This window comes from Brevundimonas sp. UBA5936, from assembly GCA_002430835.1.
GTDB lineage: Bacteria > Pseudomonadota > Alphaproteobacteria > Caulobacterales > Caulobacteraceae > Brevundimonas.
In genome coordinates this window covers 1-16,372 of sequence record DJDA01000082.1, presented here as the reverse complement: position 1 = coordinate 16,372, position 16,372 = coordinate 1, and the positions used below count along the sequence as shown (strand labels likewise).

The 16,372-nt window shown below is 68.8% G+C and carries 17 protein-coding genes; 9 read left to right on the top strand and 8 right to left on the bottom strand.

Annotated elements, in window-relative coordinates:
• The 3 genes from B2Y21_RS07740 to lspA all read right to left on the bottom strand — a co-directional run.
• On the bottom strand, nucleotides 1-1,138 hold a 1,138-nt coding region (locus B2Y21_RS07740), incomplete at its 3' end, for a TolC family protein (RefSeq protein WP_292058625.1).
• A gap of 167 nt (nucleotides 1,139-1,305) precedes the next feature.
• Entirely contained in the window at nucleotides 1,306-1,872 is a 567-nt protein-coding gene (locus tag B2Y21_RS07735; RefSeq protein ID WP_292058623.1) for a DUF3035 domain-containing protein, read from the bottom strand.
• Between the two features lie 68 nt (nucleotides 1,873-1,940).
• The gene (gene lspA / locus B2Y21_RS07730; protein ID WP_125899971.1) at nucleotides 1,941-2,468 is read right to left on the bottom strand and encodes a signal peptidase II; all 528 of its coding nucleotides are present in this window, start codon (nucleotides 2,466-2,468) and stop codon (nucleotides 1,941-1,943) included.
• Between the two features lie 107 nt (nucleotides 2,469-2,575).
• On the opposite strand from lspA, the gene B2Y21_RS07725 reads away from it, so the two are divergent.
• The 5 genes from B2Y21_RS07725 (at nucleotide 2,576) to B2Y21_RS07705 (ending at nucleotide 6,379) form a co-directional block, all read left to right on the top strand.
• Nucleotides 2,576-3,445 (top strand): TIGR01459 family HAD-type hydrolase, encoded by an 870-nt coding sequence (locus tag B2Y21_RS07725; RefSeq protein ID WP_292058620.1) that lies wholly within the window; start codon nucleotides 2,576-2,578, stop codon nucleotides 3,443-3,445.
• A 39-nt stretch (nucleotides 3,446-3,484) separates the two neighbouring features.
• Nucleotides 3,485-3,946, top strand: coding sequence for a MaoC family dehydratase (locus B2Y21_RS07720; RefSeq protein WP_046652125.1), 462 nt, complete (start codon nucleotides 3,485-3,487; stop codon nucleotides 3,944-3,946).
• A gap of 12 nt (nucleotides 3,947-3,958) precedes the next feature.
• Entirely contained in the window at nucleotides 3,959-4,888 is a 930-nt protein-coding gene (locus B2Y21_RS07715) for a bifunctional riboflavin kinase/FAD synthetase (protein ID WP_292058618.1), read from the top strand.
• A gap of 93 nt (nucleotides 4,889-4,981) precedes the next feature.
• Nucleotides 4,982-5,821, top strand: a complete 840-nt coding sequence (locus B2Y21_RS07710; RefSeq protein WP_292058616.1) for an alpha/beta hydrolase — start codon at nucleotides 4,982-4,984, stop codon at nucleotides 5,819-5,821.
• A gap of 81 nt (nucleotides 5,822-5,902) precedes the next feature.
• The gene (locus tag B2Y21_RS07705; RefSeq protein ID WP_292058613.1) at nucleotides 5,903-6,379 is read left to right on the top strand and encodes a hypothetical protein; all 477 of its coding nucleotides are present in this window, start codon (nucleotides 5,903-5,905) and stop codon (nucleotides 6,377-6,379) included.
• Nucleotides 6,380-6,383: 4 nt separating this feature from the next.
• On the opposite strand, the gene B2Y21_RS07700 is transcribed toward B2Y21_RS07705, so the two are convergent.
• Nucleotides 6,384-6,944: a DUF3828 domain-containing protein gene (locus tag B2Y21_RS07700; RefSeq protein ID WP_292058611.1), complete on the bottom strand. Its 561-nt coding sequence runs from the start codon at nucleotides 6,942-6,944 to the stop codon at nucleotides 6,384-6,386.
• A 283-nt stretch (nucleotides 6,945-7,227) separates the two neighbouring features.
• On the opposite strand from B2Y21_RS07700, the gene ileS reads away from it, so the two are divergent.
• Nucleotides 7,228-10,149, top strand: a complete 2,922-nt coding sequence (gene ileS, locus B2Y21_RS07695; protein WP_292058610.1) for an isoleucine--tRNA ligase — start codon at nucleotides 7,228-7,230, stop codon at nucleotides 10,147-10,149.
• Nucleotides 10,150-10,361: 212 nt separating this feature from the next.
• On the opposite strand, the gene B2Y21_RS07690 is transcribed toward ileS, so the two are convergent.
• Both B2Y21_RS07690 and B2Y21_RS07685 read right to left on the bottom strand, forming a co-directional pair.
• Nucleotides 10,362-11,051, bottom strand: coding sequence for a 2OG-Fe(II) oxygenase (locus B2Y21_RS07690; protein WP_292058609.1), 690 nt, complete (start codon nucleotides 11,049-11,051; stop codon nucleotides 10,362-10,364).
• A gap of 54 nt (nucleotides 11,052-11,105) precedes the next feature.
• Nucleotides 11,106-12,374, bottom strand: coding sequence for an EAL domain-containing protein (locus B2Y21_RS07685; protein ID WP_292058607.1), 1,269 nt, complete (start codon nucleotides 12,372-12,374; stop codon nucleotides 11,106-11,108).
• Between the two features lie 109 nt (nucleotides 12,375-12,483).
• Between B2Y21_RS07685 and B2Y21_RS07680 the strand changes: the two genes are divergently transcribed.
• Together B2Y21_RS07680 and B2Y21_RS07675 are read left to right on the top strand one after the other, a co-directional pair.
• Entirely contained in the window at nucleotides 12,484-13,254 is a 771-nt protein-coding gene (locus tag B2Y21_RS07680; RefSeq protein ID WP_292058605.1) for an SDR family NAD(P)-dependent oxidoreductase, read from the top strand.
• A gap of 73 nt (nucleotides 13,255-13,327) precedes the next feature.
• Nucleotides 13,328-14,206, top strand: a complete 879-nt coding sequence (locus tag B2Y21_RS07675; protein ID WP_409514781.1) for a lysophospholipid acyltransferase family protein — start codon at nucleotides 13,328-13,330, stop codon at nucleotides 14,204-14,206.
• Here the strand turns inward: B2Y21_RS07675 and B2Y21_RS07670 are convergent.
• Nucleotides 14,203-14,703: a response regulator gene (locus B2Y21_RS07670; protein ID WP_292058602.1), complete on the bottom strand. Its 501-nt coding sequence runs from the start codon at nucleotides 14,701-14,703 to the stop codon at nucleotides 14,203-14,205. The genes B2Y21_RS07675 and B2Y21_RS07670 overlap by 4 nt on opposite strands.
• Before the next feature lie 61 nt (nucleotides 14,704-14,764).
• Entirely contained in the window at nucleotides 14,765-14,971 is a 207-nt protein-coding gene (locus B2Y21_RS07665) for a DUF2093 domain-containing protein (RefSeq protein WP_125899981.1), read from the bottom strand.
• Between the two features lie 86 nt (nucleotides 14,972-15,057).
• On the opposite strand from B2Y21_RS07665, the gene B2Y21_RS07660 reads away from it, so the two are divergent.
• On the top strand, nucleotides 15,058-16,233 hold the full coding sequence (locus B2Y21_RS07660; RefSeq protein WP_292058599.1) for a P1 family peptidase: 1,176 nt from the start codon (nucleotides 15,058-15,060) through the stop codon (nucleotides 16,231-16,233).
• Nucleotides 16,234-16,372 lie beyond the last annotated feature (139 nt).

Genomic DNA, 16,372 nt, shown 5'->3' with positions numbered 1-16,372 from the left:
CGGCGGCCGAGGCCTGGGCGCGGGCGGCGCCGAGCATCCGCCGCCGGTCCAGCGACGACATCAGGGTGTAGCGGGCGCCCAATCCAAAGGCCCAGTCCGGCTCGGTCGGCAGGGAGTCGTCGGGGTTCATGTTGTAGGTGCCGAAGGCGTAGACTGACGGCTTCATCCGCGAGGCCGCCAGGTCCGCCCCGGCCTCGGCCAGATCGCGCCCGGCCTGAGCCTGGATGAGGCGCGAATTCGACTGGCCCGCGCTGTCCAGAAAGACGGCGGCGGGGCCGATCGGATCGCGATTGACGAACAGAGGCGTGGTCGGGGTCACGCCCGCCTCGACGTCGGCGACACGGGCCAGGGAGGCGACGGCGTTCTCATGCTCCAGCTCGGCGCGGTTGACCTGGCGCTGGGCGGCGTCGCGGGCGACCTCGACCTGAAGGGTCTGGGCGCGGCTGAGCATCCCTTCCTCTTCCATGCGGCGGGCGTTGTGCAGGTGCAGGTCGAAGCCGTCGCGGGTCTCCAGCGCGATCTTCAGCGCCTCGGCCGCCAGCACCTGGCCGAAATAGGCGCGGGCCAGGTTGACGCTCTCCAGGTTCAGGGCCTCCTGCCGCCGAGCCTCGGCCAGGTCGACATTGGCCGCCGCCGCCCGTCGCAGGGCGGGAATGGCCCCGCCGGTGTAGATCGGCTGCAGGGCCGTGACCGTCGGGCGGAAGGTCGTGTCGTCCACCTGCAGCCGGATGTCGTGGGGCAGGGCGGCGAAGATCTCCGGCAGGGCGGCCTCAAGCCGCTGGCCCACCGCGTTCAGCACGTCGCCCGGCACGCCCGGCAGGTCCGAGATCAGGCCGGGGATGGCGGCGCCGAGGTCGGACTGGGCGCGGTCCAGCGTGTCCGACAGCGACAGGTCGAAGGTCTTGCGATAGCGGATCAGCTGGGCGTCCAGCGACACCGTGGGCCGGTTCAGCCCGGCGGCGACCTGGGCCTGGGCCTCGGCGGCCTCGACCCCGTAGCCGGCGGCGCGCCCCAGGCTGGAGGTCGTGCGCAGCCGCGCCTCGGCCTCGGCATAGGTCAGGGGCGTGCGCGGCGTCTCGGCGGCTTGCGCCTGAGCCAGGGCGGGCGTCGCGCAGGCCGTCAGAACGCCCGCAGCCAAGGCGACACGCCATCCGTTCCAAGCCCTAGCCATCGCTTCAACCCCGCAACCAGCCGTGAACAACGATCCTGAAGCGCGGCCGTTGCGTCAAGCAAGCGCGCCAATTGCAAAGGGCGCGCTCGCCGTGACGAACGCGCCCTTTGGCTGAAGATAAAGCCTGTCCGGTCTTAGAGGCCCGGCAGCTTGAAACGACCGTCGCGACGGGCGGCGATGGTGATGCCTTCGCGGCCGCCGGTCAGGGCGTCCAGACGCGCGCGCTCGCTGGCGGCGTCGATGGTTTTGCCGCCTTCGGACGTCTGGCTGACGGTCGCGGCCTGGCTGGCGGGATCGTCCTTGCGCCAGAACATGATGCGGTTGGCCCAGCTTTCTTCCTTGTGCGCCAGGCTGCCGAATTCGTCATCGACGACATAGCGGGCCAGCGGATCGGCGCGGTCGGCGCCGGCCTCGGCGGCCAGAACCTGTTCGCCCGGCGTGCGGGTCACGGCCTGGCGCTGACCCAGCAGAATCTGGCGGGCGGCGCTTTCAGGGGCCAGCTCCTGCGGGCGCGGGGCGCCCGGCGAAGGCGGGGTCAGGCCGTATTCCGGCGGCACCACCAGCGGGGCGCTGGCCACGGTGACGAATTCGTCCGGCACGACCTTGGACAGGCCGACGCTCTGCTTCATCGATCCGCAGGCGCTCAGGCTGAGGGCCGCGCCGGCGGCCAGGGTCACGATCAGGACAGGACGGTTACGCATGGGTCGTTCGGCTCCGGGAGGCGCGCCGCACGGGCGCAGGCTCGGGTCGATAAGTTAAGAGGGTGTGATTACGACTTTTCGTGGGCCGCGCCAACTGTCGAACGGCGCTCGGACAGGAAGCTGTCCAGGATCAGCAGGACGACGCCGACGGTGATGCCGCTGTCGGCGATGTTGAAGATCCAGGGGAACAGGCCCGTGCCGGAAAAGTCGAGGAAGTCGACCACGCCGCCGAAGCGAATGCGGTCGATGACGTTGCCGATGGCGCCGCCCATGACCAGGCCGATGGCCGCGACCAGCAGACGGCGGTCCGCACGCGTCGCCCACCAGGCCAGAAGCCCAGCCACGACGACGGAGAAGACGCTCAGGATCCAGCGCCCCGCGCCGCCGCCGAACAGGCCGAAGCTGACCCCGGTGTTCAGCACATAGGTCAGGTTGAACACCGGCGGCGCCACCTCGGCGATGCGGAAACCGTCGGGAATGTGGGTGATGTGCTCGGCGCCGATGGCGCTCAGCACCCAGGCCTTGGTCAGCTGATCCAGCACGATGACGGCGAGGGCGATCAGATAGGCCCCCAGGGCGAGACGGGAAATCTTCATGTCCTGCGGGTTAGCAGGAAGACGTTCGGCGGCGAAGAGGGAAAGCGAAGAGACGCGGATCGTCCGCACGGCCTTTCCCCCCGGTTTTCCCTCGCTATAAGCAGGGCATGACCCTGCCTCATCCGCTGCCCCGCCTGTCCGCCGTCGCCGACGACTACGACATCCTGCTCTGCGACGTCTGGGGCGTGATCCACAACGGGCGCGAAAGCTGGCCTGCGGCCTGCGAGGCCCTGACCAAGTTCAACGAGAAGGGCGGCCATGTCGTCCTGATCTCCAACTCGCCGCGCCCCTCGCCGGACGTGGTGGCCCAGTTGGACGCCCTGGGCGTGCCGCGCAGCGCCTGGAAGGCCTTCGTCACCTCGGGCGACGCCACCCGCATGGAACTGGCGCGCCGCGCGCCGGGGCCGGCCTGGATCATCGGGCCGGACCGCGACTTCGTCCTCTATGAAGGGCTGGACCTGACCAGCGCCCACGACGCGGGCGACGCGGCCTTCATCTCCGTCACCGGCCCCTACGACGACACGACCGAGACGCCCGAGGACTATCGCGAACGCCTGACGCCCGCTGTCGAGCGTGGGCTGGAGCTGATCTGCGCCAACCCCGACCGCATCGTCCAGCGCGGCGATTCCATCATCTACTGCGGCGGCGCCATCGCCGACCTCTATGAGTCGATGGGCGGCCGCGTGGTCATGGCGGGCAAGCCGTTCGCGCCCATCTACGCCCTGGCGCTGAAGGAGGCCGAGGGGCTGATGGGGCGGCCGGTCGATCGTTCGCGTGTCCTGTGCATCGGCGACGGCGTGGTTACGGATGTGCTGGGCGCCGCCGAGCAGGCGCTGGACTGCCTGTTCATCGCCCAGGGCATTCACGGCGACGCCGCCAAGGGGCCGGACGGAACGCTCGATCCCGCCCGCGCGGCCGAACTGCTCCGTGCCGAGACGACCTTCGCCCGTTACGCCGCGCTGGAACTGGCATGGTGAGTCTCGCCATTTCGTCGCACCTGCCTTAAAGGGCCGCTCATGGTTGATCTGGTCCAAGCGCACCCGTCGGGCGGTTATATCCTCGACGAACTCCACGTCGGCATGGCCGCCGAGAAGACGGTTCACGTCACGGAAGAGCGGATTCGTCTGTTCGCCGAGGCCTCCGACGACTTCAATCCGGTGCATCTGGACGAAGCCTTCGCCGCCAAGACGGCCTATCGCGGCCGCATCGCCCACGGCCTGCTGTCGGCGGCCTTCGGCTCGGCGGTGGTGGGGACCATCCTGCCGGGCGCGGGCTCGATCTACATTTCCCAGACGCTGGCCTTCCACTTCCCGGTGCGGATCGGCGACACGGTGCGGATCGTCATCACCGTCATCGCCCTGGACCACGACAGCGCGCGCGGCGAGCTGCGCTGCGAAGGCTTTGTCGAGGACAAGCTGATCATGGACGGCGTGGCCGTCGTGCGCGTGCCGCGCCGCCGCAAGCCTTCGGCCCGCTGAAGGCCGCCTGAAGTGGTCGAGGTCATTCGCGACTGGCGCGGCCTGACGGACGCGCAGAAGGGGGCGGCCGTGGCCGTCGGCGCTTTCGACGGCGTGCATCGCGGCCATCAGGCGGTCATCGCTTCGGCGCGCGAGGCGGCGGATCGCCTGGGCGTTCCGCTGGCCGTGGTCAGCTTCGACCCCCATCCGCGCCGCCTGTTTCAGCCCGAGGCCGCGCCCTTTCGTCTGATGACGCCGGACCAGATGGCCCGCGCCCTGGCGCCGCTGGGCGTCGATCGCCTGTATCTGTTGCCGTTCGATCGCGAGATGGCGGGCATGTCGGACGAGGAATTCGCCCGTCGCGTCCTGTCCGAGGGCCTGGGGATCAGACACGCCGCCGTCGGCTTCGACTTCACCTTCGGCAAGGGCCGCTCCGGCTCGCCGGCCCTGCTGCAAGCCTATGGCGAGACGCTGGGCTTCAGCGTCTCCGTCACCGACCGTATCGACGACGCCTCGGGCCTGAAGCTGTCGTCTTCGGCTGTCCGTGAGGCGCTGAAGGCCGGCGACATGGACCGCGCCGCCGCCATCCTGGGCCGCCCCTTCGCCATCCAGGGCGAGGTGATCCACGGCGACAAGCGCGGCCGCACCATCGGCGTGCCGACCGCCAACATCGCCATGGGCGACTATATGCGCCCGGCCTATGGGGTCTACGCGACCCGCACCCGGCTTCCGGACGGGCGGGTGATCAAGGGCGTCGCCAATCTGGGCGTGCGTCCGATGTTCGAGGTCGAAGAGCCCCTGCTGGAAGTCTGGCTGCTGGACTTCGACGAAAGCCTCTACGGCCAGGTGCTGGAGACCGAGCTGATCGCCTTCCTGCGCGGCGAGATGAAGTTCGACGGCCTGGACGCGCTCAAGGTCCAGATCGACGCCGACGCCGCCGCCGCCCGCGCGCTTCTGGGCTGAGGCCTGGGCGTCCCTGCGGCGTGACTCATTTGTAAGTCGGAACGGCGTTCGGCCTGAGTTAGCCTCTGCGTTCAAAAGCGGAAGAGGCTCGCCATGAGGCAGGGGTTTTCGCGTGTAGTTCTGGCGGCGGCCCTGGCCGTCGCGGCCGGATCGGCGGCGGCCCAGGCGCCGAAGCTCGTCACCTATAAGATGGCGAGCGAGCAGGCTCTGTCCGCCCATCTGTTCGCGCCGAGCGATGTCGCTGCCGAGCCACGACCGGCGATCCTGATGTTCCACGGCGGCGGCTGGGTGGCGGGCGAACCGGCCTGGACCTATCCGGCCGCGCGGCGGATGCAGGCGCAGGGCCTGGTCGCCATCCCCATCGAGTATCGCCTGTCCGGCGAGACGGCGACGCCCGCCGACGCCTTGTCCGACGCCTGCGACGCCTTCGCATGGGTGCGCGCCCATGCGGCGGAGCTGGGCGTCGATCCGCAGCGGGTGGCCGGCTACGGCGTCAGCGCGGGCGGGCATCTGGCCGCCGCCGCCGGGCTGGGCGGCTGTGCGGAAGGGATCAAGGGGCCGGACCTGCTGCTGCTCTGGTCGCCGGCGCTGGACCTGGCCCAGGACGGCTGGGTGCGGCGGCTGCTGGGCGGAGCTGACCCGGCGAAGATCTCGCCGTTGAGCTTGGCGGCGCGAGGCGGTCCGCCCGCCGTCATCGTGCAAGGCGCGGCCGACACTCTGACCCCCGCGCGCGGCGCTCAGGCCTTCTGCGCTGCGCTGGTCCAGGCGAATGGCGCTTGCGACCTGCATCTCTATCCGAGCCTGGGGCATCTGCTGACCCGCAACCTCGACAATCAGGAAAGCGACTTCGACCCCGATCCTGTCGCCCGCGCCGACGGCGAAGCGCGGCTGGACGCCTTCTTGGTCGCGCACGGGTATGGATCAAAGCCATAGCGGGCCGCTTGCGCGCCGCGCCCTGCGCGACCAGATGAAAAACGGCGTTCATGGGAGGGGCGAATGCAGAGTGATAATCCAATGGCCTGGCGAGCGATCGCGGGCGTCTGCGCCCTGTGGGCCGTCGCGGCGGCGTTCAGCGGAGCGGGCGCGTCGGCGCCGCTGCTGATCGGAGCCGTGGCGCTGATTTGCGGCGTCAACGCCGACGCCCGGCGCTGGACGACAGGCAAGCTGTCGTGGGCCTTGTCCGGCTCGGCGTTGCGGCTCGTTCTGGTGATGATCGGCGTGATGATGCTGTGGCAGACCGTCGGCCTGGAACTGGCCCTGTTCGCCGCCGGTGACGTGCTGGCCTATCTCGAAGTCTTGACGGCGGTCAGCCTGATGACCGCCCAGGCGCGGCTGGCGCCGGTCAGGGCGGCGATGACGCGGCGCGTGACGGCGCTCATGCAGCCGTTGCGCCGCTTGAAACTCAGAAATCGGGCGCGCCGTATCCGGCCGAAGACGCCGCCGTCTTCCAGCGACGCCGACGGACCGGCGGGCGTCTGGGCCTTCGCTTGAGGCTTTAGTTCTCCGCCTTCTCGGCGATGGCCATCAGGTCGTCGTGCAGCGACTTGCCCTTGTCGTCGATGATGTCGGCGATGCGCCACATCGGGCCTTCCTTTACCAGCTTCAGCGTCTGGCGGCGCTCGCGGCCGTGGTTGGTGAAGACGACCTCGGCGGTCGCGGCCTGGGGGCCGTCGGGCGTCATCGTCACCGTCTTCAGGGCGAAGCCGTCGATGTCCTGGCAGGCGCAGATGGGGTCGTAGTTCAGATAGGGGACTTCGTCGCGGGACTGAGCCTCGCGGAAGTCGACGCCGATCAGGGCGTTCAGGGTGCGCGAATAGAGCGGGTCGCGGCCGGGGCTGACGGCGGCCGCCGCCGGGTCCGGCGAGGCTGTGGGCGGGGCGACGTAGAGGGCGCGCACGAAGGCCTCGGCGTCCTTTTCGCCCGCGGCATAGACGGCGGCGCGGCCGGTCAGGGCCGACGCGGCGGCCTCAGCCGGAGCGGGCGCCTCCTTTTCCGCCGAGCAGGCCGCCGCCATCAGGGCCAGCACCGCCGCCGTCGCCAAGGCCTGAAGTCGCATCCGATCCGTCTCCCGTCTGTTCGCCTGGACTATGGCGCAGGGGGCGTACGGTCTGCTAGAGCTTTCCCATCATGACCGTTCGCGTGATCCGCCCGATTTCGATTAGCCGCCCGGCGTAGCGCTGCAGGGCCTGGCCCCGCGCACGTCGGGATTTCTCGAAACATTTCGCCGAGACGACGCCGCCTTGAGCCATCAAGGCATGGGCCGTCCGGCGCCTTCACGCTAGACTGACGCTCGACGCCGTTTCCAAACGGCCGCGCGCGCAAAGACGAAAAGACATTCCATGGCCGACGCCGACACCCAGACCCCTTCCGGCCGCGACTATCGCGACACCGTCTTCCTGCCCGAGACGCCGTTCCCGATGCGCGGCGGGCTGCCGAAGAAGGAGCCGGAAATCCTGGCCCAGTGGGGCGACCTGTACGGAACCTTGCGCGCCCTGCGTCAGTCGCAGAAGGCGCCGCTCTATGTGCTGCACGACGGCCCGCCCTACGCCAACGGCGACATCCACATCGGCCACGCCCTGAACAAGACGCTGAAGGACTTTGTGGTCCGCTCGCGTTTCCTGCTGGGCTACGACGTCGACTATGTTCCCGGCTGGGACTGCCACGGCCTGCCGATCGAGTGGAAGATCGAAGAGCAGTTCCGCGCCAAGGGTCGCCGCAAGGACGAGGTCTCGAAGGAAGAGTTCCGCACCGCCTGTCGCGAATACGCCGGGAAATACATCGACCTGCAGCGCGACCAGTTCCTGCGTCTGGGCATCACCGGCGACTTCGCCAACCGTTACGCCACTATGGATTTCACGTCCGAGGCGGCCATCGTCGCGGAGTTCCACAAGTTCAAGAACTCGGGCCAGCTGTATCGCGGCTCCAAGCCGGTGATGTGGTCGCCGGTCGAGCGCACGGCCCTGGCCGATGCGGAGGTCGAGTATCACGATCACGTTTCGCCGACGATCTGGGTCAAGTTCCCGGTGGTCGGCGCGACCGACAGCCACCCGGACGACCTGCTGACCTTCCGCGCGGCGACGCCCTCGATCGTGATCTGGACCACCACGCCGTGGACCATCCCGGCCAACCGGGCGATCAGCTACGGCCCCGAGATCAACTACGGCCTGTATGAGGTCACGGCCCTTGAGGAAGGGCTGGACTATGAGCCCTGGGCCAAGCCGGGCGACCGCTTCATCCTCGCCGACAAGCTGGCCGAAGAGGTGTTCAAGGCCGCCAAGATCGCCGCCTGGACGCGCGTCTACGACATCGACCCGTCGGGGCTGGAGTGCGCCCACCCGCTGGCCGCGCTGGACAGCGGCTATGGCTTCTCGGTCCCGCTGCTGGCGGGCGATCACGTCACCGACGATGCGGGCACCGGCTTCGTCCACACGGCGCCGGGCCACGGCGCGGACGACTTCAATGTCTGGCTGGCCCACGGCCATCGCGAGGTGCCCGACACGGTCGATCCCGACGGCGCCTATTATGAGCACGTGCCCCTGTTCGCAGGGCTGAAGGTGCTGGAGACCGAGGGAAAGAAGACCGGCAAGTTCGGTCCCGCCAACGGCGCGGTGATGGACAAGCTGATCGAGGCGGGCAACCTGCTGGCGCGCGGCCGGATGGAGCACTCCTATCCGCACAGCTGGCGCTCCAAGGCGCCGATCATCTTCCGCAACACGCCCCAGTGGTTCATCCGCATGGATGAAGAGCTGGAAGACGGCGCGACCCTGCGCGACCGCGCCCTGAACGCCATCGACGCCACCGCCTTCCACCCGGCGGCGGGCAAGAACCGCATCCGCTCCATGGTCGAGGGCCGCCCCGACTGGCTGATCAGCCGTCAGCGCGCCTGGGGCACGCCGCTGGCCATGTTCGTCGACAAGCAGACCGGCCAGCCCCTGCACGACCCCGAGGTCGACGCCCGCATCGTCAAGGCCGTGGCCGAGGGCGGCGCCGATGTCTGGTTCTCGGCGCCCGACGCCGACTTCCTGGGCGCGCACGATCCCGAGCGGTTCGAGAAGGTCACCGACATCCTCGACGTCTGGTTCGACAGCGGCTCGACCCACGCCTTTACCCTGGACCCGCGCACGGCGGCGAGCGGCTACACGGGCGACCGCCCGTCGCACTGGCCCGCCGACCTCTACCTGGAAGGCTCGGACCAGCACCGCGGCTGGTTCCAGTCGTCGCTGCTGGAAGGCTGCGGCACGCGCGGCCGGGCGCCGTTCAACGCTGTCCTGACCCATGGCTTCACCCTGGACGAGAACGGGGAGAAGATGTCGAAGTCGCGGGGCAACACCACCGACCCCCTGACCATCATCAAGGAATCCGGCGCCGACATCCTGCGCCTGTGGGTGGCCCTGGTCGACTATTCGGACGACCAGCGCATCGGCAAGCAGATCCTGCAGACCACGGTCGACGCCTATCGCAAGCTGCGCAACACTGTCCGCTATCTGCTGGGCGCGCTGAACGGCTTCGACGAGGCCGAGCGCCTGACCGACTATTCGCAGTTCCCGCCGCTGGAGAAGTTCATCCTGCATCGCCTGTGGGAGCTGGATGGGCAGGTGCGTCAGGCCTATGCTGAATACCGCTTCCAGGACGTGGTGCGGCCGGTGCTGGAGTTCTGCTCGGGCGATCTGTCGGCGCTCTATTTCGACGTGCGCAAGGACAGCCTCTATTGCGACCGTCCCGACAGCATCAAGCGCCGCGCCGTCCGCACGGTGATGGACGAGGTGTTCAGCCGACTGACCGCCTGGCTGGCGCCGCTGACGCCCTTCACGATGGATGAGGCGTGGACGACGCGCTTCCCCGAGGCCGGCACCAACTGCGCGCGGGTGATCCCCGAGACGCCGGGCCAGTGGCGCAACACGGCCGAGGCCGAACGCTGGACCAATGTCGAGACGGTGCTGGAGGTCGTCAACGAGGCGCTGGAGGCCGCGCGTCGCGACAAGGTCATCGGCGGGGCGCTGGACGCCTGGCCGGTAGTGACGGCCCCGGCCGAACTGTTGGCGCCGTTCGAGGGGCTGGACGCCGCCGAGGTGTTCCGCACCTCGGGCGCCGAGCTCAAGGTCGGCGGCGAGGCGGTGACGGTTGAGGTGAAGACCGCCGACTATCCTAAATGCGCCCGCTCCTGGCGCCGGGTGCCGGACGTCGGCTCCGACGCCGACTATTCCGACCTGTCGGCCCGTGACGCCGACGCCGTGCGCTGGCTGGACGCGCAGAAAGCCTAAAGGATCAGGCCCCTCCGCTCCGGCGGAGGGGCCTTTTTCTTCCTTCTCCCCCTGTGGGAGAAGGTGGCAGGCGGAGCCTGACGGATGAGGGGTGTGTCGCCTTCGCTTGAACGGCTGCCACGGCGCCCGAACCGCCAGAACGTCAAACGGCGCGCCGTCACCCCTCATCCGAGCGCCTCCGGCGCCCACCTTCTCCCACAAGGGGAGAAGGATCAGGCGGCGTCGTGGAAGATCAGGCCCAGCGTCATCCGCTTGCCCGCGCGCACCGTGCTGACGCCGTGGCGCATCTGGACGCGGTAGTCGCCGCGCGTGCCGGCGACCGGGCGTTCGCGCACGGCGAAGATGACGGCCTGTCCCTGTTTCAGCGGCGCGACATGGGCCTGTGACTGCGACCGGGGCTTCTGCTCGACCAGAACGAACTCGCCGCCTTCGAACTCGGACGGATCGCTCAGCAAGATGGCGGCCTGCAGCGGGAAAACCAGTTCGCCGTACAGATCCTGATGCAGCCGATTGTAGTCGCCGGGACCGTAGCGCAGCATCAGCGAGGTCGGACGCGTCTGCCCTGCCGCGCGGCAGCGGGCGGTCAGTTCATCCAGTTGCGCCGGAAAGCCCGGTCGCCCCATCCGCCTCGCCCAGTCGCCAGCGATCGGCGCCAGACCTTCGTAGAGATGCGCCCGCAGTCGCGGCAGGGGATCGGGCAGGGGATCGGCGAAATACTGATACTCGCCCTGACCGAAGCCGTGGCGCTGCATGACGATGCGGCTGCGGAACCGCTCGGGCTGGTCGTAGAGGGTCTGAAGGGCCTCGCAGGTCGCGGGCGTCAGCAGGGGGCCGGTCATGGCCCAGCCCTGAGCGTTCAGGACGGCGGTGATGCGGGGCCAGTCGAGGGAGGCGTCGGTCATGCCGCCATCAGAGCGCGCGGCGGCCCGGCTGTCTGGCGGCTTTCGGCCGTGGGCCTAGAACCGCACCCTCTGCTCGGCCGATTTCAGCGTCGAGCGGACGAAGTCGGCGGGCGGGTCGGTTTCGGCCAGGACGGCTTCCTTGATGGCGCGCGGCTCGCCGAACAGGTGGCCCTGACCCATGGCGATATCCAGTTCGAGGATGTCGACGACCTGCTTCTCGCTCTCGACCTTTTCGGCGATCAGTTCCAGGCCGTGGCGGCGGGTCAGGGGGGCGAAGTCCCCGGCGCGGATGTCCGGCTGGCTGGGCAGGGGGGCGGCGCCGTCCAGATCCAGCAGTTGCTCGATCAGCAGGTCGGCCGCCACCTTGATAAAGCGCACGTCCGAGCGTTGCAGGTCGGCGAAGTCCAGGTCCAGCGTCTGCACCTTGTCGATGGAGAAGCGGAAGCCCAGATCGGCCAGCTTGGCCATGTTGCGCGCCTCGATGGCGCCGCGCGCGTCAAACGTCGCCTGACCCAGCTCGAAGATCAGGGCGTCCTTCAGGTCGCGGTTCTGGCTCAGGAAGTCGAGGAACTGGGGGAAGAAGGTCTCGTCGCCCAGCGAGGCGAGGGAGATGTTGCAGAAGACGCCGACCTTGCGGTCCTGCCCGGCCAGACGGCGCACGATCTGGGCGCAGCGGAACAGCAGCAGATTGTCGATGGCGGGCAGCAGGCCCTCGCCCTCGGCCACCGACAGGTATTCGGCCGGCATCATCACCCGGTTCGATGGGTCGCGCAGGCGGGTGAAGCTTTCGTAGAAGACCGTCCGCCGCTGGGGCAGGGTCACGACCGGCTGCAGATACAGGTCGACGCGGTTCTCGCTGAGGGCGTCGTGGACGGTCTTCAGCAGGGTGTTCGACTGGACCTGGCGGCGGCCCTCGAAGGTGTCGGCGGTCAGGGGGGAAGCGGCCAGCCGTTCCTCGATGGATTCGCTCATCTGCTGGACCAGACCTTCCAGCATCCGCACCTCGCCGGTCAGGGCGTCGGTGCGCGACAGGGCGCCGGTCTCGATGGCCTGCGCCAGTTCGGTCAGGGCGCCTTGGGTCGACTCCATCGCATCGGCCAGCAGACGGTGGGCCTCGCGCACCTTGGCGATTTCCAGACGCAGGGCGCGGCGGTCGGCCATGCCCGCGACGAGGGCGTGAACGCCGGCCATGATCCCCAGCGCGCCCAGCACCCCGGCCGCGCCCGCGCCGCCGCCCAGACCGGCGCGCCAGATCGCCGCCCCGATGGTCAGGGCGAGGAACAGGTAGCCGAAGAACAGGAAGCCGCCGGTGATCTTTCGCATGGGGCCGGTCAGAACCGCCTTTCCCTATAGAATCGATCAAGTATCACGTTAACGAAGGCTAACGGCTAGGGTCCGCGCGGATAAACGGGCGGTAAAAGGAGGTTAACGCATGGAATTGTTCGATCTGAGCGGCAAGGTCGCCGTCATCACCGGCTCCTCCAAGGGCATCGGCAAGGCCATCGCCGAGCGTCTGGCCGAGCACGGCGCCCGCGTCGTCATCTCCTCGCGCAAGGCCGGGCCGTGCGAAGAGGTCGCCGTCGCCATCAATGAGAAGCACGGCGAGGGCCGCGCCATCGCCATTCCCGCCAACATCGCCTCCAAGGAAGACCTGCAACGGCTGGTGGACGACACCCGTACCGCCTTCGGCCAGATCGACATTCTGGTGTGCAATGCGGCGAGCAATCCCTACGCCGGGCCGATGGCCGGCATCGCCGACGAACAGTTCGAAAAGATCCTTCAGAACAACGTCATCTCCAACCACTGGCTGATCGGCATGGTCGCGCCCGAGATGCTGGAGCGGAAGGACGGGGCGATCCTGCTGATCTCCTCCATCGGGGGCCTGCGCGGTAACGCCCTGATCGGCGCCTACAACATCTCCAAGGCGGCGGACATGCAGCTGGCGCGCAATCTGGCGGTGGAATTCGGGCCGTCGAACGTGCGGGTGAACTGCATCGCGCCGGGCCTGGTCCAGACCGATTTCGCCAAATACCTGTGGGAGAACCCGGAACTGCTGAAGACCGTCACCGAACCGGCGCCGCTGAAAAGGATCGGCCAGCCGGATGAAATTGCGGGCACGGCGGTCTATCTGTGCAGCCCTGCGTCGGCCTATGTGACCGGCCAGACCCTGGTGGTGGACGGCGGACTGACGATTGCCTGGTGAGAACAACAAATCGCGCCCAAGCAGCCCGAAGGGCGATAGCGCCGCTAAACTGGGCCAGGAATTAGTCTGGCGGTTGGAGGCGGCGGCGTTCCTGGGGCTGTTCGGCTTCCTGCGTCTGCTGGGCGTCGAGCGGGCCTCGGGCTTCGGCGGCAAGCTGCTGCGGACTCTGGGGCCGCTGACCGGCACGCACAAGACGGTGACGCGAAACCTGCGCATCGCCTTCCCCGACATGGACGCCGCCGAACGCGACCGTCTGGCCGTGGATCAGTGGGAGCAGACGGGGCGCACCTTCGCCGAACTGGCCGTCATGGATCGACTGACGCCGGAAAGCGGGCGGATCGACATCGTCGGGCTGGAGCGGCTGCATGCGGTGCGCGACAGCGGCAAGCCGGTGGTTCTGATCTCGGGCCATCTGGCCAATTTCGAGGTCATGGCGGCGGTCATCATGGCGGCGGGCGTGCCGTGTCAGGTGACCTATCGTGCGGCCAACAACCCCTATGTCGACGCCCTGATCCGTCAGAGCCGCGAGCGTTACGGCATCAAGCTGTTCGCGCCCAAGGGCGACGGTACGCGCGAACTGATGGCGGGGATGAAGCGCGGCGAATCCATCGCCCTGCTGGTCGATCAGAAATACAGCCAGGGGCCGGAGGTCGAGTTCTTCGGTCAACCGGTCAACGCCTCGCCCGGCGCGGCGCGCATGGCGCTGAAGTTCGGCACGGTGATGCAGCCGCTGTCGGTGGTGCGCCTGCCCGGCGTGCGGTTCCGCGTCATGGCGCACGAGCCGATCGCCGTGCCCGACACGGGCGACAAGGCCGCCGATGTGCTGGCGGGCGTGCAGGCGGCGAACCGTTTCGTCGAGGATCGGGTGCGCGAGCATCCGGTCGACTGGTTTTGGGTCCACAAGCGCTGGCCGCCTCAGGTCTATGAGGCGCTGCGGGCGTCGGACGCCTAATCCAGTACGCCGTCGTCGGCCCGGCGGAAGGGACCGGCGAAGCTTGTCGTCCCTGTGCGGCGGCGATCCGGTCCGAAATAGCTGGGCGAACGCACGAAGGGGCGGGGGCGCAGGATCACCGCCTCGATCCGCGTCAGCAGGGTCTGGGCCTTCACCGGCTTGGCGACGAATTCGGTCACCCCCGCGTCACGGGCCTCGGTGACGCGGCTCTTCTCGGAATGGCCCGTCATCATGATGACCGGCAGATAGGGGTTGGGGCTGTCGCCCTCGTTGCGGACCGCACGGGTGAAGGCGGCGCCGTCCATCGGCTTCATGCGGAAGTCGACGATGGCGATGTCGACCGCCTCCTGACGCAACAGGTCCAGCGCCGCCGCCCCGTCCTCCGCCTCGGTCAGGCGGCCCACGCCGACGGACTTCAGCATGGCGGCGACGATGGCGCGCATATTGGGATTGTCGTCGACCAGCAGGACGTGGATCGAACTCAGGGCGGACTGCATCTCGGGGCACCGACGAACAGGGAGGCCGGATGCGATCCAGCGACAACATCAGAAATAGGGCTCAGCGCCCGGCGGCGGCCAGATACTCGTGCGGTCCGGCGTAGGCCTCCTGCTTTTCTACCGACCAGTAGCGCAGGGCGGTCAGGGGAATGGCCGCGCCGCTGACGGCGCACCGCACATAGGCCCCGGCGGACAGGACCGCGAACTCGCCGTCGCCGTAGTGAAGGCAGGCCTCGCTGGAGACGGAAGAGGGGGGCTGGGTGCTCATGCCGCCATCATAGCGTGAAGCTTGTGCGGGACGAGAGCCGAATCGCCGTCATCTGGCCGCTTGTCGTTCACAATTTCGGATGTTCCATGTCCCGCTCGCCCGCCGACATCCTGGCCGCCGCCGTTTCCGCTGCTGTCCTGGCCGCCGCGCCCGGCGCCATCGCTCAGGACCGTGCGGCCGAGCGCCCGACCATCCGCGATCTGGGCCGGGCGCCGGGCATACTGTCGCCGGGGCCGCTGAACGCCATCACCGATGTGGCCGGGGTGAAGGTGGGGCAGGTGACGCTGCGTTCGGGCGACAGCGTCCGCACCGGCGTCACCGCCATCGTGCCGCACGGCGGCTCCCTATTCCGCGACAAGGTTCCGGCCGGGCTGTCGGTGGCCAACGGCTTCGGCAAGCTGGCGGGCGCGACCCAGATCATGGAGCTGGGCGAGATCGAGACGCCCATCGTCCTGACCAACACCCTGTCGGTGGCGCGGGGAATTGACGGCGTTCTGGACTGGACGCTGAAACAGCCGGGGCATGAGGACGTCCGCTCGGTCAACGCCGTGGTGGGCGAGACCAACGACGGCGGGCTGAACGACATCCGCGCGCGCGTGGTCACGGCCGCCGACGTGGTGCGGGCCATCGAGACGGCGACGCCGGGGCCGGTCGAGCAGGGCGCGGTCGGCGCCGGGACGGGCACCATTGCGTTTGGCTTCAAGGGCGGGATCGGCACCAGTTCGCGCAAGCTGCCGGATAGTCTGGGCGGCTTCACCGTGGGGGTGTTGGTCCAGTCGAACTATGGCGGCGTGTTGAGCATCGACGGAGCGCCGGTCGGGGTGCGGCTGGGCCGCTACTACCTTCGCGAAGAGGTGGAGAATGAGCGCGCCGACGGCTCCATCATGATCGTGGTGGCGACGGACGCGCCGCTGTCGGACCGCAATCTGGAGCGGCTGGCGAACCGGGCCTTCGCTGGTCTGGCACGGACGGGGGCGGCCTTCTCGAACGGGTCGGGAGACTATGCGATCGCGTTTTCGACGGCGGAAGACGTGCGGCGGACGCCCGAGCGCCGGGCGGGGCCGGCGATGGTCGCGGACTGGCCGAACGACCTGATGTCGCCCCTGTTCGTCGCGGTCGCCGAGGCGACGGAGGAGGCCATCCTCAACTCCCTGCTGAAGGCGCAGACGACGACCTCGGTGATCGACGGCAAATCGGTGGCGGTCGAGGCGCTGGATATTGAGGCGGTGAAGGCGGTGCTGGCTGAGACCGCCAGCCGTTAGGGCGCTGCCCCTCTAACCCGTTCATCCCGGCGGACGCCGGGATCCAGCGAGAGCGACGCGCTCGGTCTTCTGAAGTCTGCCGCCGAGCTTTCAGGCGCAGAGGTTGAAGCCAAAGGGCTGGATCCCGGCGTCCGCCGGG

Bases quoted from the DNA above. Each gene is read 5' to 3' on its own strand.
- B2Y21_RS07705 (WP_292058613.1), top strand. From the start codon at position 5,903: ATGGCCTGGCGAGCGATCGCGGGCGTCTGCGCCCTGTGGGCCGTCGCG.
- ileS (WP_292058610.1), top strand. From the start codon at position 7,228: ATGGCCGACGCCGACACCCAGACCCCTTCCGGCCGCGACTATCGCGAC.
- B2Y21_RS07720 (WP_046652125.1), top strand. From the start codon at position 3,485: ATGGTTGATCTGGTCCAAGCGCACCCGTCGGGCGGTTATATCCTCGAC.
- B2Y21_RS07660 (WP_292058599.1), top strand. From the start codon at position 15,058: ATGTCCCGCTCGCCCGCCGACATCCTGGCCGCCGCCGTTTCCGCTGCT.
- B2Y21_RS07670 (WP_292058602.1), bottom strand. From the start codon at position 14,703: ATGCAGTCCGCCCTGAGTTCGATCCACGTCCTGCTGGTCGACGACAAT.
- B2Y21_RS07725 (WP_292058620.1), top strand. From the start codon at position 2,576: ATGACCCTGCCTCATCCGCTGCCCCGCCTGTCCGCCGTCGCCGACGAC.
- B2Y21_RS07665 (WP_125899981.1), bottom strand. From the start codon at position 14,971: ATGAGCACCCAGCCCCCCTCTTCCGTCTCCAGCGAGGCCTGCCTTCAC.
- B2Y21_RS07710 (WP_292058616.1), top strand. From the start codon at position 4,982: ATGAGGCAGGGGTTTTCGCGTGTAGTTCTGGCGGCGGCCCTGGCCGTC.
- B2Y21_RS07735 (WP_292058623.1), bottom strand. From the start codon at position 1,872: ATGCGTAACCGTCCTGTCCTGATCGTGACCCTGGCCGCCGGCGCGGCC.
- B2Y21_RS07700 (WP_292058611.1), bottom strand. From the start codon at position 6,944: ATGCGACTTCAGGCCTTGGCGACGGCGGCGGTGCTGGCCCTGATGGCG.
- B2Y21_RS07690 (WP_292058609.1), bottom strand. From the start codon at position 11,051: ATGACCGACGCCTCCCTCGACTGGCCCCGCATCACCGCCGTCCTGAAC.
- lspA (WP_125899971.1), bottom strand. From the start codon at position 2,468: ATGAAGATTTCCCGTCTCGCCCTGGGGGCCTATCTGATCGCCCTCGCC.
- B2Y21_RS07685 (WP_292058607.1), bottom strand. From the start codon at position 12,374: ATGCGAAAGATCACCGGCGGCTTCCTGTTCTTCGGCTACCTGTTCCTC.
- B2Y21_RS07680 (WP_292058605.1), top strand. From the start codon at position 12,484: ATGGAATTGTTCGATCTGAGCGGCAAGGTCGCCGTCATCACCGGCTCC.